The 14,458-nt window shown below is 49.5% G+C and carries 19 protein-coding genes; 9 read left to right on the forward strand and 10 right to left on the reverse strand.

Annotated features, from left to right (window positions below; genetic code table 11):
* The first annotated feature begins 22 nt into the window (after positions 1 to 22).
* The 9 genes from thiS to PJI16_02535 all read left to right on the forward strand — a co-directional run bounded on the left by thiS (position 23) and on the right by PJI16_02535 (position 5,775).
* The gene (gene thiS / locus PJI16_02495) at positions 23 to 223 is read left to right on the forward strand and encodes a sulfur carrier protein ThiS (GenBank protein ID MDT3776427.1); all 201 of its coding nucleotides are present in this window, start codon (positions 23 to 25) and stop codon (positions 221 to 223) included.
* A complete protein-coding gene (cysK, locus tag PJI16_02500; GenBank protein MDT3776428.1) occupies positions 220 to 1,149 on the forward strand; it encodes a cysteine synthase A in 930 nt (309 codons plus the stop codon). Before thiS ends, cysK begins: the two co-directional genes overlap by 4 nt.
* 210 nt (positions 1,150 to 1,359) lie before the next feature.
* Positions 1,360 to 2,190, forward strand: a complete 831-nt coding sequence (gene moeB / locus PJI16_02505) for a molybdopterin-synthase adenylyltransferase MoeB (GenBank protein ID MDT3776429.1) — start codon at positions 1,360 to 1,362, stop codon at positions 2,188 to 2,190.
* 31 nt (positions 2,191 to 2,221) lie between these two features.
* Entirely contained in the window at positions 2,222 to 3,460 is a 1,239-nt protein-coding gene (gene thrC, locus PJI16_02510; GenBank protein MDT3776430.1) for a threonine synthase, read from the forward strand.
* Positions 3,457 to 3,732: a MoaD/ThiS family protein gene (locus PJI16_02515; GenBank protein MDT3776431.1), complete on the forward strand. Its 276-nt coding sequence runs from the start codon at positions 3,457 to 3,459 to the stop codon at positions 3,730 to 3,732. The genes thrC and PJI16_02515 overlap by 4 nt, the downstream gene beginning before the upstream one ends.
* Positions 3,729 to 3,971, forward strand: a complete 243-nt coding sequence (locus PJI16_02520; protein ID MDT3776432.1) for an NIL domain-containing protein — start codon at positions 3,729 to 3,731, stop codon at positions 3,969 to 3,971. The genes PJI16_02515 and PJI16_02520 overlap by 4 nt, the downstream gene beginning before the upstream one ends.
* 14 nt (positions 3,972 to 3,985) lie before the next feature.
* Positions 3,986 to 4,786 (forward strand): molybdopterin-synthase adenylyltransferase MoeB, encoded by an 801-nt coding sequence (gene moeB / locus PJI16_02525; protein MDT3776433.1) that lies wholly within the window; start codon positions 3,986 to 3,988, stop codon positions 4,784 to 4,786.
* 4 nt (positions 4,787 to 4,790) lie between these two features.
* Positions 4,791 to 5,300: a M67 family metallopeptidase gene (locus PJI16_02530; GenBank protein MDT3776434.1), complete on the forward strand. Its 510-nt coding sequence runs from the start codon at positions 4,791 to 4,793 to the stop codon at positions 5,298 to 5,300.
* 124 nt (positions 5,301 to 5,424) lie between these two features.
* Positions 5,425 to 5,775 carry a hypothetical protein gene (locus PJI16_02535; protein ID MDT3776435.1) on the forward strand — a complete coding sequence of 117 codons (351 nt, stop codon included), beginning with the start codon at positions 5,425 to 5,427 and terminating at the stop codon, positions 5,773 to 5,775.
* A gap of 277 nt (positions 5,776 to 6,052) precedes the next feature.
* Here the strand turns inward: PJI16_02535 and PJI16_02540 are convergent, their stop codons facing one another.
* From PJI16_02540 to radA, 10 genes are all read right to left on the reverse strand, one after another.
* Entirely contained in the window at positions 6,053 to 7,201 is a 1,149-nt protein-coding gene (locus tag PJI16_02540) for a substrate-binding domain-containing protein (GenBank protein ID MDT3776436.1), read from the reverse strand.
* Between the two features lie 220 nt (positions 7,202 to 7,421).
* Positions 7,422 to 8,102, reverse strand: coding sequence for a hypothetical protein (locus PJI16_02545; protein MDT3776437.1), 681 nt, complete (start codon positions 8,100 to 8,102; stop codon positions 7,422 to 7,424).
* Positions 8,095 to 8,616: a peptidylprolyl isomerase gene (locus PJI16_02550; protein ID MDT3776438.1), complete on the reverse strand. Its 522-nt coding sequence runs from the start codon at positions 8,614 to 8,616 to the stop codon at positions 8,095 to 8,097. Before PJI16_02550 ends, PJI16_02545 begins: the two co-directional genes overlap by 8 nt.
* 25 nt (positions 8,617 to 8,641) lie before the next feature.
* Positions 8,642 to 9,784 (reverse strand): hypothetical protein, encoded by a 1,143-nt coding sequence (locus PJI16_02555; protein MDT3776439.1) that lies wholly within the window; start codon positions 9,782 to 9,784, stop codon positions 8,642 to 8,644.
* Positions 9,768 to 10,568 (reverse strand): twin-arginine translocase subunit TatC, encoded by an 801-nt coding sequence (gene tatC, locus PJI16_02560; protein ID MDT3776440.1) that lies wholly within the window; start codon positions 10,566 to 10,568, stop codon positions 9,768 to 9,770. The genes PJI16_02555 and tatC overlap by 17 nt, the downstream gene beginning before the upstream one ends.
* Positions 10,569 to 10,606: 38 nt before the next feature.
* The gene (locus PJI16_02565) at positions 10,607 to 10,849 is read right to left on the reverse strand and encodes a DUF465 domain-containing protein (GenBank protein MDT3776441.1); all 243 of its coding nucleotides are present in this window, start codon (positions 10,847 to 10,849) and stop codon (positions 10,607 to 10,609) included.
* Between the two features lie 47 nt (positions 10,850 to 10,896).
* Positions 10,897 to 11,451 carry a ribosomal protein S18-alanine N-acetyltransferase gene (gene rimI, locus PJI16_02570; protein MDT3776442.1) on the reverse strand — a complete coding sequence of 185 codons (555 nt, stop codon included), beginning with the start codon at positions 11,449 to 11,451 and terminating at the stop codon, positions 10,897 to 10,899.
* A gap of 43 nt (positions 11,452 to 11,494) precedes the next feature.
* The gene (tsaB, locus tag PJI16_02575) at positions 11,495 to 12,190 is read right to left on the reverse strand and encodes a tRNA (adenosine(37)-N6)-threonylcarbamoyltransferase complex dimerization subunit type 1 TsaB (protein ID MDT3776443.1); all 696 of its coding nucleotides are present in this window, start codon (positions 12,188 to 12,190) and stop codon (positions 11,495 to 11,497) included.
* Between the two features lie 55 nt (positions 12,191 to 12,245).
* Entirely contained in the window at positions 12,246 to 13,028 is a 783-nt protein-coding gene (locus tag PJI16_02580) for a hypothetical protein (GenBank protein ID MDT3776444.1), read from the reverse strand.
* Between the two features lie 27 nt (positions 13,029 to 13,055).
* Positions 13,056 to 14,435 carry a DNA repair protein RadA gene (radA, locus tag PJI16_02585; GenBank protein ID MDT3776445.1) on the reverse strand — a complete coding sequence of 460 codons (1,380 nt, stop codon included), beginning with the start codon at positions 14,433 to 14,435 and terminating at the stop codon, positions 13,056 to 13,058.
* Positions 14,436 to 14,458 lie beyond the last annotated feature (23 nt).

Consider the following 14,458-nt stretch of genomic DNA (forward strand, 5'->3'; position numbering starts at 1 on the left):
GTACTTACGTTTGGAGCACGGCATGCAATTGACGATCAATGGTAAACCCGAAACCCTGGAGGTTTCTACGGTGCTAGACGTCTTGAAAACCAAAGATATTGACCCGCAACTCGTTGCTGTGGAACTGAATACGCAGATGGTTGATCAAGAGCAATTGGGAACGACTTCTCTTAAGGATGGCGATAAACTCGAATTTTTATTTTTCATGGGCGGTGGCGCGTGAGTGCTGCATATCTTCGAAATATCACGGATGGCATTGGGCATACTCCGTTAGTGCGATTAAACCGGCTTTCGCCTGCAGGAGGAGCCACAATTTATGGGAAGGCGGAGTTTTACAATCCGGGCGGCAGCGTCAAGGATCGTATCTGCCTGAATATGATTGATGAAGCAGAGAACAAGGGTCTGCTCAAGCCTGGTGGCACCATTGTGGAACCGACCAGCGGCAATACCGGCATTGGATTAGCCCTGGTGTCTGCCGTTCGGGGCTATAAATTAATTCTGGTTATGCCGGAGGGGATGAGCCTGGAACGGGCCAGCCTGCTCTCCTCCTATGGCGCGCAGTTGGTGTTGACTCCCGCCCGAGAAGGGATGCGAGGATCGATTAAAGAAGCAGAAAGTATTTTGGAGCAAAATCCCGAATACTTCATGCCGAACCAGTTTTCTAACCCGGCTAATCCAGCAATTCATCGCAAGACAACGGCCTTGGAAATCTGGGAGGCCTTGGAGGGCAAGGTGGATGCATTCGTCGCTGCGGTAGGAACCGGCGGAACGATTACCGGATGCGGAGAACTGTTTAAAGAAAACAATCCTTCGGTCAAGGTGATTGCGGTAGAACCAACCGGTTCCCCCGTATTATCGGGAGGAGAACCCGGGCCGCACAGGATTCAAGGGATCGGCGCGGGCTTCGTTCCTAAAGTTCTGAATCGGTCCCTCATCGATCAAATTATGACCGTGACGGATGAAGAGGCTTACCAAACCACGAAGCAACTTGCCAGGAAGGAAGGGCTCCTGGTTGGAATATCTGCAGGGGCAAATATATTTGCCGCTCAAAAGGTCGCCGAAGCCTTAGGCCCGAATAAGAATGTCGTCACCATTCTCTGCGATACAGGCGAACGCTATCTGAGCATTGAGAAATATTTTAATATTTAGTGCAATTCCACGGATCCCCTTCCCTGAAGGAAGAATTTGAGGAGGGCAACTTCTCTCCCTCAAAAAGATAAGGATAACTGAGATGTGCTCTGCAAAGGGTTATTGGAGAATGATTCCCTGGCCCAATAATTATTTTTGATCATGCTCACCCCAATCTCCTCGGATAGCGAGGATGAACCAACATTCAGCACCTAAAAGGTCAGAGGTCATATGAGTTTCACAGAAGACCAAATTACTCGATATAGCCGTCACATCTTACTGCCGGAGGTGGGCGGTAAAGGCCAGAAAAAGCTGTCACAAGCGAAAGTCTTTATTGTCGGCGCGGGAGGCTTGGGCTCCCCGGTGGCCTATTATCTTGCGGCAGCCGGCATTGGCACCATTGGATTGATTGATAGTGATGTGGTTGACCTCTCCAACCTTCAACGACAAATCCTTCACCATACCCCTGATGTGGGACGGTCTAAGGTCGTTTCGGCCAAAGAAAAAATTCAGGCGGTAAACCCTGATGTCCAGGTCAACATCCACGAAGAACGAATGACTTCTCGCAATGCTCGAGAATTAATTAGCCAATATGATGTCGTCATTGATGGGGTCGACAACTTCCCCGCAAAATTTTTGATTAATGATGCCTGTTACCTGGAGAACAAACCTCTTGTGCATGGAGGAATTCTCCGGTTTGAAGGACGAGTCTTCACCATTATTCCAAATCAATCCGCCTGTTATCGTTGTGTGTTCAAAAATCCCCCGCCAGCAGGAGTTGTCCCTACTTGTCAGGAAGCCGGGATCATCGGGGTGGTTGCCGGACTCATTGGAACGATTCAGGCTACAGAAGCCATTAAACTCATCCTCAACATTGGAACGCCTTTAACGAACCGTATTCTGGATTTTGACGCACGCACCACTGCGTTTCGGGAAATTCGCGTCAAACGGAATCCCTCATGTGCGCTTTGCGGCCCAAATCCTTCGTTGACGGAACTTATCGACTATGAACAGGAAGCGTGCCAACTTCAACCATCGGCTACAACGCTAACCAACGGATAAACCCCGCCGTTTAAAAGGGGAGGATGATGCTATGAAAAAAATGCTAGCTCTAGTGTGTCGGGAGTGCGGGAAAGAATATCCTACGCAGGATATTCATGTATGCGAATTATGCTTTGGCCCACTGGAAGTCAAATACGATTATGCCGTCATCAAACAGGTCATGACGCGTGAAAAAATTACATCCGGTCCTCGCAGCCTTTGGCGATATGTGGATCTTCTCCCCGTGGAAGGCACCAATTTCATCGGTCTTCATGCCGGATTTACCCCGCTGGTTCATGCCAAAAATCTGGGGGCCTTCCTCGGACTGGACAACCTGTACATTAAAAATGATTGCGTCAATCATCCGACATTGTCGTTTAAGGATCGCGTGGTGGCCATCGCCTTAACTCGGGCCAGGGAACTGGGATTTGAAACCGTTGCCTGTGCCTCAACCGGCAATCTGGCAAATTCGGTATCGGCCCATGCAGCTTCGGCAGGAATGAAATGCTATGTGTTCATTCCCGGAGACCTGGAAGCGGCGAAGGTGTTGGGCAATCTGATTTATCGTCCGAATGTCGTGGAAATTGAAGGAAATTATGATGATGTCAATCGACTCTGCAGCGAAATCGCGGGAGAACGTCACTGGGCTTTCGTCAACATCAATATCCGCCCCTATTATGCTGAAGGCTCGAAAACGTTGGCCTTTGAAACTGTCGAGCAATTAGGTTGGCGGGCTCCTGATCAAGTCGTGGTGCCCATGGCATCCGGATCATTGCTGACAAAAATTTGGAAAGGCCTCAAAGAATTTGAAAAGTTGGGCTTGGTCGATTCAGTGAACACGAAAGTGAACGGGGCGCAAGCAGAAGGCTGCTCTCCCATTGCCACGGCATTTCGAGAGGGCCGTGATTTCTTTAAACCGGTGAAACCCCACACCATTGCCAAATCGCTGGCCATTGGCAATCCGGCGGATGGGTACTACGCATTAAAAACCGCTGCGGAAAGCCAAGGGGCCATGGACGCCGTCACCGATGATGAAATAGTCGAAGGCATTAAGCTTCTGGCTCAAACGGAAGGGATTTTTGCTGAAACCGCGGGGGGGGTCACCATTGGGGTCCTTCGCAAATTAGTGAAACAAGGGCGCATTCAAAAAAATGATGTGACCGTGGCCTATATTACCGGGAACGGACTGAAAACTCAGGAAGCGGTCGTCGATTCCGTCGGACGCCCCTTCCGCATCCCACCCAGTCTCAGTCACTTTATCAAGACTTTTGCCATAGAGGAGTCAGCATGATTAAGGTCAGAATCCCCACTCCCTTACGCCCCATGACCGGGGGAAAAAGTGAAGTGGAAATAGCGGGGAACACGGTGTCGGAAATAATTGACAACCTGGGCTCTGCCCATCCCGGCATTAAGGAACGCGTCTATGATGAACAGGGAGAGGTTCGCCGATTCATCAATATCTATGTTAATGAGGAAGATATTCGGTTTTTAACCGGCAAAGACACCCCACTGAAAGACGGAGATGAAGTCTCCATCATTCCCGCAATCGCAGGAGGTGCATGATGGCCAGATTACGCTTTCACATTCGATATCCTGAGGATAAAATTCCTTCTCCCATCCTGTATGAAATCGGGCAGGAATTTCAGGTCGTGCCCAGTATACGACGGGCCGATGTCCGTGAGACCACAGGCTGGATGGATGTGGAATTTTCTGGAGAAACAGATGAAATTGACCGGGCGATTCAGGGTCTTCGTCAAAAAGGCTGCATGGTTGATCCGATTGAACTGAACGTCGTTGAATAAGGATTTCGCTTCCCATGGAATTTACTGAATCTCAAATCCAGCGTTACAGCCGTCAAATTATTCTGTCAGAAGTGGGCGGCAAAGGACAGAAAAAATTGCAGGATGCCAAAATCCTGGTGATTGGGGCAGGAGGCCTTGGTTCTCCGGCAGCTTTGTATCTTGCTGCGGCCGGAATCGGAACCTTAGGTCTGACTGATGGCGATGTCGTGGACCTATCCAATCTTCAACGTCAAATTCTCCATACAACCGACCGTATTGGTGTTCCGAAGGTTGAATCCGGCGGGACATTATTATCAGCCCTCAATCCTGAAATCACTCTTAATCTTTACCCTGAACATGTCAGCGTCACCAATATCCTTGCCTTAATTGAGGCCTACGATATCGTTCTAGACGGATCCGACAATTTCTCCACGCGGTTTCTCGTCAATGATGCCTGTTTTTTTGCAAAAAAAACGCTGATTTCAGGGAGTATCTTTCGGTTTGAAGGGCAATTAGTCACGATTAAACCCCATGAAGGCTTTCCCTGTTATCGCTGTTTATATCCTGAGCCTCCACCAGCCGGCCTTGTGCCGAATTGCCAAGAAGCCGGGGTATTAGGGGCCTTAGCCGGGACCATTGGTGTCTTGCAAGCCAACGAGGCTATTAAGGAAGTCCTCGGACTTGGAGAAAGTTTGGCAAAACATCTTCTGCTCTACGATGCCCTTGATATGACATTCCGAAAGGTCGGTCGTCCAAAATCTCCAGACTGTCCTCTCTGTGGTCCCCATCCCACCATCACCAAACTTGTGGAACAGGAAGTTTCCTGTAGTATCTAGGTCCATGCTTTCCATTCCGTCAAGTATTATCAACAACATGATAGCCCATGCGCGGGAATTGGCACCTCATGAATGTTGTGGCATTCTTTCAGGAACCGGAAGCACAATCACCGAATACTATCGCATTACCAATATTCTGGCTGAGTTATCCGAAGAAGAACTTTCACGCTTTGACCGAGCTAAACTGTCCGACCTGCAACGTTTATCGCCGGAGGAGCGAGCGGATATCGCCTTTCAGATGGACGCGAGAGAAATGGCCATGGCTCAGCGGGACATTCGTTCGAAAAATCTCGACCTTTTAGGATTTTATCATTCCCACACATTTAGTCCGGCCAGGCCATCTCAAACCGATATCACCATCGCCATGGAATTTGAAAGCTATCGGGCCAAACTAAACTTTCCTGAACCATTTCACCTGATAATTTCCTTAGAGCATGTGGAGCAGGCGGTGGTTCGAGCCTACCGAATCCAAGAATCTAAGGCCACAGAAATTCCCATCCAAACCATGCCCTAGCTCAGGCCATCACAAACATGTCTGCAATTTCCTGATGCAACCCCCATAGAAACCCCCATAGACTTTCTGCTAAGAATATTGCGATAATGAGAAAGGCTTCTCAAAGTAACAACAGGAGAAATTTATGCCAAACCTCCATCACCTGCTTGTTTTTCTGCTAGGGTTGATTGTTTTTTTTCAGCCTGGGTCACAGGTGTATGCCGAAGCTTCAACCTCACTCCAGAAGTTCAACAGTCCCATTATGAAAATTGAATCGGACAAAGGCGTATTTTTGATTACGACTGATTCTGGTATTCAATGGGTTCAGGTTGAAGAAGAAGGAAAGATTCAACTGAAAACTTTGGATGTGGGAGATATCATTGACGTGATCGTCGAAATGCGACCAGACCCTACTCCCCCATTAGTTAAATCCTGGAAACTAGCCAGAAGTGGTTCTTCCTGTAAAGTGTTCAATGGCAGGACCTGCAGTCCTTAATACTTTCTCAACGGTAAAATTCTAACCGCCACTTTTCCACGAACTCTCTTGAGGCCTATTTCCTCAATGAGCCATAGCCCAACACACCTGAACCTGGCAGCTTTTCCGAATGAGAAGGTATTGCCTTAACCCCTGTCCCCTATTGGGAAATATGGTAAAAACTGAGTACGTGATGGTGGCAATGCAGCCAATACATCAAATTCTATGAGAAAACGGTGGTTTGTTGCGACCGTGCCCTATCTCCTGACCTCCCAGAGACATTGGAGGAGACACGAAATTACCAATGAAGAATTTTTCCGATTTCGGTCACCGTGTATCCCCCAAGTGATTCGATTTCCCGCCTGAAGGGATGACTGACCATGGCATCAAGAAATTGAGACATCACGGGGTGGGATGTAAGAAATTCGCGACGCATAATCAGGTCATACTGTTCTTCTCGAAGCGGAATAAAATCAAGACCAAAATGACGCGCTGCGGCTTCCACTCCAATGCCCACGTCAGCTATGCCATCTCGAATCAGACGAGCCACTTCGAGATGAGACGGCACTTCATTGTCATACCCCAGTAACATCTCTCCGGTTAATCCAGATTTTTGAAGGAGCGTATCCAAAAGAAATCTCGCGCCGGCTCCTACTTCCCGATTGACGAGACGAATCCCGCCCTGGCCAAAATCTTCAACAGTACGAATATGTTTAGGATTTCCCTGCTGAATTAAGAGACCTTGAACCCAGGAAGCAAATCGCACTCCGACAAAATCCTGCCCGGGAATATGTCGTTTCAGGTAAGGAACATTACTTTGTCCGGATTTCACATCCACAAGATGCAAGCCGGCCATGTGAACTTCTTCCCGTTGAAGCGCACGGAGCGCGTTCGCGCTTCCCATGGTCCAATTCGTGATTCCCGCCATGGCGTTTACCTTACGGACATGCTCCCCGGCTAGAAATAACGCCGGGTCGCATCCGGCAATGAGAATCCCCTTTTTGATGACTTCCGGCGAATTCAGTAATTGAACGCGTACATATGGCCTTTTGGGACTGGTCGATCTCTTGGTCTGCTCCACAACCACACCATCTGCTGGCATCACAAAATTTAACACATCACCCAGTTCAGCCATCGGCCTGGCCAGTATCCTTGATCCAACGTATGCCAGCTTAACCCTTGTCGGGTGCCCCAACGCCGTTGGGGCACCAATGAATTCAGCTTCGACCATTTCTTCTTGATTTGAAAGGATAAAAATATCCTCAACCCGGCACTTCAACGCACGAGCGAACCGTAAAGCAACATTGGTGCTTGGCAAATATTGATTGGCTTCAATGGCATAGACCGCTTGTCGTGTCAGACCCACCAGGGCCGCTAACTCCACCTGGGAAATTCCCTGTTTTTTTCGTATATCTCGCAAGCGATTACACACGGATTCTTGAAGCAAGACCTCCCCCCGGCCAGAAGCTTTCAGACTTTTAGGGACAATTCTTCTCATAATCGTATTGGAATAACGAAATACCTCCGGGATGACCAATAGTCCCATAGCCTACGAAAGACTCTTTCATCATCGTTGGTCTTCTCTATGCAGAACCTCATTAAGGAAGGCTTATCGTTGTCTCTCGGCCTCTTTACATCCCCTACCGGTACAACCCAGGATTAGACGTTTACATTTTCATCATCGACAATCGGGAAAGATCGAGAACGATCTCACCGCTGTGCTCATCCCCCAAAATAGTTTCCCAAAACTTTTTCTCTTTTGGCATCACCGTCTCTTCTGAATCATAAAGTAAATCTACATCAAGGGGAGCCAGAGAAAACAACGGATACCGCCGATCATAGATCAGCCCTGCAGGGGGAATTTCATACGTTGCTCGGTGATTACTGATGATGACGTGGAGATGCCCATCTCTGACATACATCCCTCCCGAGGTCACTTCCCGTTTCGTAGCATTCACCGGATGACTGATGTAAAACGTAACCAGTTCCTGGGGAACAGCTAACCCTAGTCCATCGAGTAAACGTGGGGCTAACAATTCTATTTCCTCCTTCAAGAACGCCGGCTCAGGATCCGCAAGGCCACGGACCCATCGGATGGGGCCTGAACGATACTCACGCACCCGCAATCCGCTCAGGGCCTCGATCATTTGATGTCGAGACATGGTGGCAGGATGCTCGTTCAATGTCTGAGGAACATCAGTGTCGACCCAAGGGGAAACCTCAAGTCGAACAAACGATGTGGGATTTTCGTAGACCAGGTAGGAATAGAACGGTGGAGCAACACAACCCGCCAATAGCCATCCACCAAGGAGACACCAAGGCCAGACCCGCCCCCACTTCTTAGGCATTCGCTTCAGGGACACTCATGGTCATTTCAATCCGATCAATAGGATTATCATTGGCATCCCGCTTAGCATTGACGATTCGATCAACTGTCTCCATTCCACTCACCACCTCACCAAACACAGTATATTGACCATCTAAAAAACTCGAATCTGCTACACAAATAAAAAATTGGGAACCCGCGCTATTAGGATCTTGCGATCTCGCCATCGATAGCGTCCCTCGCTTATGAGGCGTGGAGCTAAATTCCGCATCGACTCGATAGCCCGGGCCACCCATTCCATGGCGTGAACGATCCTGCTCCTTACTATTGGGATCTCCCCCTTGAATCATAAAGTTGGGAATCACCCGATGAAACGTCGTGCCGTCATAAAACTTTTCTTTGGCTAATTTCAGCATATTCTGAACATGATTGGGCGCGACATCCGAAAAAAGCCTTAAGTGGATATCACCCCAGGAATCGCCGTTCACCTGAATATGGATAGTGATTGTCTGATCTTTCTGAGTTGCGTCGCTCATCTCCCGTCCTTTCCGTTACCTGGATTTATTCATAAGGGCCTTTGGGAACCAACTGGACACCCAACCCTTGGCTAATATTCGTCCAATGCGCACCCCCGTCTTGACTTCGAAATGCTCCACTACTGGTTCCGGCATATAACTCCCCGGCATCCGATAGCGTGAGGCTTTGAATAGCCAGGTTAGTCAACCCGGTGTTCATGCCCACCCATTGTTGCTGATCAGTCTTCCATCGGAAAATTCCATTTCCAGTGGCCACAATAATATCTTCATGATCGGGGACAATGCTTCTAATTGAATCATTGGGGAGATTCCGGCTGAGTGACAACCAGGATTGACCACGATCCGTACTCCGGAAGATCCCTCCATCCTGTGTTCCTAAAAAAATGTGTTGGGCCTCATTGACGGCAATGACTCGAAGATAGCGATGTGGCAACCGTTCCCGTGGATCGACAAATATGGATTGGGAGTCCACCCATTTAGCGGGAGAAGCCTGTTGAGTCTCCAGATGAAAAAGCCCTTTGCCAGAAGTCGCGGCGAAAAGTTTCCCATCATCCATGATGGCCAGACCAGGAACCAGAATTCGATCCAATCCGGCTCCGACGATGACCCACTGTTTTTCGGCTTCTACCCACCGGTACACCCCGGTTCCTGTTCCCGCATATACGGCATCCCCGTGAACCAGGAATGATTTGACTTCCGCCTCATGTAATCCTGTTCCAATGGACTCCCAAGTCGTACCCTTGAGCCCAAGACGATAGACCCCACCACGCATCGTCCCGGCATAGATGTGCTTCCCTGGAGTCACCGTAAGACACAGTAAAAATGGGTCCGTCAAACCTCGATTCAACGCGTCCCAGGATTTCCCCTTATCCTGGCTCCGAAACAGCCCCATTCCAAAGGATCCCGCATAGACCACTCCGTCCGGAGTTACCACAAGGGTTTGAATACTCGGGGCAAACCCTTGGTGGGTATTTTCAGAGTCATCAGGATGAAGAGAGGGAATATTCGAGACCGGATATACCGACGATAACAGAGGACGACTGTCTCCAAATCCGGAAAACCCCATAAGCCAGAGCGAAGCAACTGTGCCCACAAGACAATTCCATAGAGGTTTTTGTCCTTGTGTCGATCGGATACCTGATCCCATCCGTTTAGCCTTTCTCTTCATCGTCCACGCCCTCATCCCCCTCGGTTGCTTGACTCTTTTCCCCTGCCGATTGAGGAACACGCCCAAAGACCTTTGCACCCCAAATGCCTATCTCATACAGTAGGATCAAGGGAACGGCCATTAATAACATGGTGAACATTGTCGCATCCGGCGTAATCACGGCCGAAAGAATCAACGCCACCAGAGCGGCATGTTTGCGGAACCGCATGAGGACAGACGCCTGAATGACTCCTGCACGAGACAGAAGAGAAATCACCAGTGGAATTTCGAACGCAAAGCCAAACGCCAGGAGAAACTTGACGTTAAAGTCGACATAAGTTCCGACGGCTAATTCCGGCGTAATGGCTCGATCCATGCCAAACGTCACAAAAAAGTCGATGACCAACGGGAGGATCACCATATTGCAAAAAGCCAACCCCAAGAGGAAAAACCCCAACCCGAGGAAGAAGAGCGGCACCGCCCATCGTTGCTCTTTCTGAAGCAACGCCGGCTCAATAAATTTCCAAAATTGGTACAGAATGATTGGGACACTGGCAATCACCGCCGCCATAAAAGAAATTTTAATGGAGGCAAATAATGCCTCGGCCGGGGCATAAAAAATCAGATCATCTTCAAAGGGCCGTTTAAACCAATCGATCAGAATAGAAGAGTATGAAAACGCTATAACAAAAAACACCATGATCGTGGCTCCCACGATCAATAATCGGCGTTTAATATCACGAATGTGGCGCTGAAGGGGATGCACCACCGCATTCATGGCCATGGTAGGGGAAAAGGCAGCCATTAGAAAGTGGGGCTTAGCGTGCGAAGCAGCCGTTCGGATTATCCAGGTGTGTTGGCATTATCACATGAGGCACGATGGTCACGAATCAGGGCAGCCATTCGATCTTTCTTGCCAAGCTTTTCTTTCTGTAAATGTTTTTTTAGAATTTCTTCCTGAGGAGTCAACACATGATGTTTCAATAACTGCTGGAGTTCCAGATCCAACCGGTGATGGGATTCCTCCAACTCCTGATACTCCACATTGGATGACCGCAAATTTTCGGCGATTTGTTCGTCCGTCACTTTCGGTGCCCTCCCGTGTTAGTAGTGATTGAACCGGCAAGCGTCTCCTATTTGCATTCGACCTGAATTTCCCCTAAATCATTTTTATCGGAAATTTCCCCTGAAATCGGTTCCAGAATCATAAGGATAGCATCCTCGCTAGGATTCGTATAGTAGGAACTCCTTCTGCCATATTCCTTAAATTTAAAGAACTCATAGAGCTTTTTGGCCATCTGATTGGAGTCCCGAACCTCCAACATCCCCCGACAACATCCCTGAGCACTCCCGATGCATAATGCTTCTAGAATTAACTGCTTAGCCAATCCATTTCCACGAAAATGAGGGTGAACCGCCAGATTTAAAAAGCGGATTTCTTCAAAGATCACCCATACACAGATGTAGGCCAGCAAGGGAATTTCCGGCTGTTCCTTTGGCCCTGGGATAACAAGCATTTGGCTGAAAGAATTCCCGTCCAATTCGACTTCAAAGCTTTTTCTCGACCAGGGGACAGCAAAGCAGGACTCTTCCAGACTCACCAATGCATCCAAATCTGCCAATGTGGCTAATCGAATGGCCTCATTGTGAAATGGATCAGTACCCACGAGCCGGTCCTTTGTGAACATCCCTCGCTCCTCTATGGTCGCACGAACAGATATCCAAGAATTCTCACTTGATGGGATTCACGCTTTTTGTTTTTGATATCTCTGCATACGATGGCTGAATATACTGTGGGGTGCAACCTTGAGGAAGGAGAACGCCTCGTTCCAGCAGTACCCGTCCTGCCATTCCGGTCCCTTTGGCCGATGGCCATTGCACCTCGGAAGGAGCTTCGAGAAGAGAGAATCCTTTTGAAAGGAGAGTCGTCCGGTTCTGCATCCACCCATCTCCGAGCACAATGGTGGGTTCGGACAGGGCACCGCAGACATCAATGATATCCCCGATTTGAGACTCTTTCACGCATACCATCTGTTGATTTTCCCAACGGAACAGTGCCCAATACACGACTCCCTGGCGAATACCGATAGTGCTGAGCAGAGGGAGATCGGTAACAGGATGATTCCAGGCAAGCCCTTCGAGTGTGGAAACCCCAACCAAAGGAATCTGTAAAGCCATCCGAAAGGCCGTCATGGTCGCCAGGCCCACTCGTAATCCGGTGAAAGTCCCCGGACCTATGGAAACCACCAAACCTTCCAGATTGGATAAATGCAAAGAGACCGAGGATAACAGCCGATCGATTGTGGGGATGAGTTGCGGGGTCAGAGGTTGGCCTGACTCACAGTCCAGACTACCTAACAACTGTTCGTCGCGAAAGACGGCCACACTCTGATGAGAGGTGGCGGACTCCAGAGCTAAAAACAGCATAGAGCTTATTGACTCCCGACTTGCTGATTAGTGGTGGCTTGACGCATAAGGACAACTACGAGGCCGCATTGACGATAAATTCCTTGAAGTGCAGGGTAATGGATCCTCCGCTGGGTCGATAATCTGTCGCCCGCACAAGAAAAGGCAATCGAACAGGTAAACTCTCTTCGGTAGTCGTCACTTGCACCTCTCGATAATCTTCACATTCCACGGACACGACGATATCATCAAACGAGCGTCGATATTCAATAGATATCAGGTCCATGGTCTGGGCATCCACCCAGGTCCTGACGGTGAAATCGTCTGGAGATGCCGTGGCTGAGGATTGGTTTTCAGGAAGATCAATGCGATAACGTTCGTTGCTTTTCCACACACGGGCCTCTTTACTTGATCCCCCGGAAATCTTTCCTAACACGGCATCCAGGGCACGAATACTCAGCATCACGGTGTGATCCCATGCTGTGCGCTCCTGGGTATCATCAACTTTTCCGATGACCACCTTACCTTCAGCGGGAAAATACAGTTCATACTCGTTCCCCTTGCGATGAAAATCCATCACGGGCACGCCCATTCGAATAAACCCTTTCAGATCCAGAACATCGGGACGCACGTACGAAACCGTTCCAAGAATATTTTGAGAAAGAGGAACGCCGGAACCGGAAATTGATCCGTGAAATAATCCTCGTAGGGTGAGAATCGTCAATTCCTTTTGACGCAAGGCTTGAAGTACCTGTTGCTCTTGCCCGTCTTCGAGCGGTCGTAACGGTCCTTGGAACATTCCGGCGCATCCGACGAGCAGCACCACCGGCAAGAGCGCCCATCGACTTGTAGCCTTCATCGTATACAGTCCGCCTGCAGGTACCATTTATGAGGCATGACTGACAACCGTTTCCCAAATGTCGCCAATGTCACGAATCCCCACGACTTCCATGCCAGCCACAGGTTTCCATTGGTTCAGATTCGGTTCAGGCACCACACAACGCTGAAACCCCAATTTCATCGCCTCACGGATGCGCAGGTCCGCATGCTGTACCGGCCGAACTTCTCCGCCTAACCCGACTTCTCCCATCACAACCAATCGCGAGTCCAGTGCCAACTCTCGAAAGCTCGAAAGCACAGCACATACGATGCCCACGTCAACCGTTGGCTCATCGATCCGAAGCCCCCCCACCACATTTACGTACACATCGTATCCGGCAAAGTGCAACCCGAGTCGCTTTTCCAGGACGGCCAACAACAAAGACACCCGATTCACTTCTACACCTTTGGCCATACGTTTCGGCATAGGGTAGGTCGTCTCCGCTACCAGAGCCTGCAATTCCACTAATAAAGGCCGAGAGCCTTCCACGCTGGACACGACCACAGACCCGGCGCCATGTCCGATTCGCCCCGTCAAAAATAGTTCTGAGGGATTCCCAACCTCGGTCAGTCCCTCATCCTTCATTTCAAAGACCCCGATTTCATTGGTCGGCCCGAACCGATTTTTCACCGCCCGAAGAATTCGATAGCTCTGTCCTTTATCTCCTTCGAAATACAACACCGTATCGACAATATGCTCCAGAAGCCTTGGCCCGGCAATCACTCCTTCTTTCGTCACATGCCCGATAATAAAAATAGGGACATGCGTCCGCTTGGCAAACCACATCAGACGACAGCCCACCTCCTGAACCTGGCTGACACTACCCGGCGCTGATGTGAGCTCCTGGGTAAAGACTGTTTGGATGGAATCCACGACGATGACACCGGGATTCATCTGCTCAGCCACTTTGAAAATTTCTTCCAGGGATGTCGCGGCAGCGACATACAGGTTGGGCGATTGAATACCTATGCGATCCGCCCGCATTTTAATTTGCTGAGGGGATTCTTCTCCCGATACATACAACCCGACCTGTCTGGCCGTTCCCAAGGAGGCGAGGGTTTGGAGCAGGAGTGTCGTTTTACCAATTCCAGGATCACCTCCAATCAAGATAACCGATCCCGGAACCACTCCCCCACCAAGCACTCGATTCAATTCTTCAATGCCAGCCTGAAGACGAAACTCCTGAGTCTGCACTATTGAGCTGATAGGAACAGCCTCTGGTGTTCCCCCAGCGACACTTCGCTGTTGAAGAGTTGAAAGATCTCGATCAACCTCTTCCCGTAAGGAATTCCATTGCGCGCATTCCGGACACCGGCCGCTCCAGCGGACGCCTTGATGTCCACATTCCTGACACACAAAACGGGTTTTAGGTCGTGCGGCTTTCAACGGAGCATCTCCCCTACGATCTA

Source organism: Nitrospira sp. MA-1, assembly GCA_032139905.1.
Lineage (GTDB): Bacteria > Nitrospirota > Nitrospiria > Nitrospirales > UBA8639 > Nitrospira_E.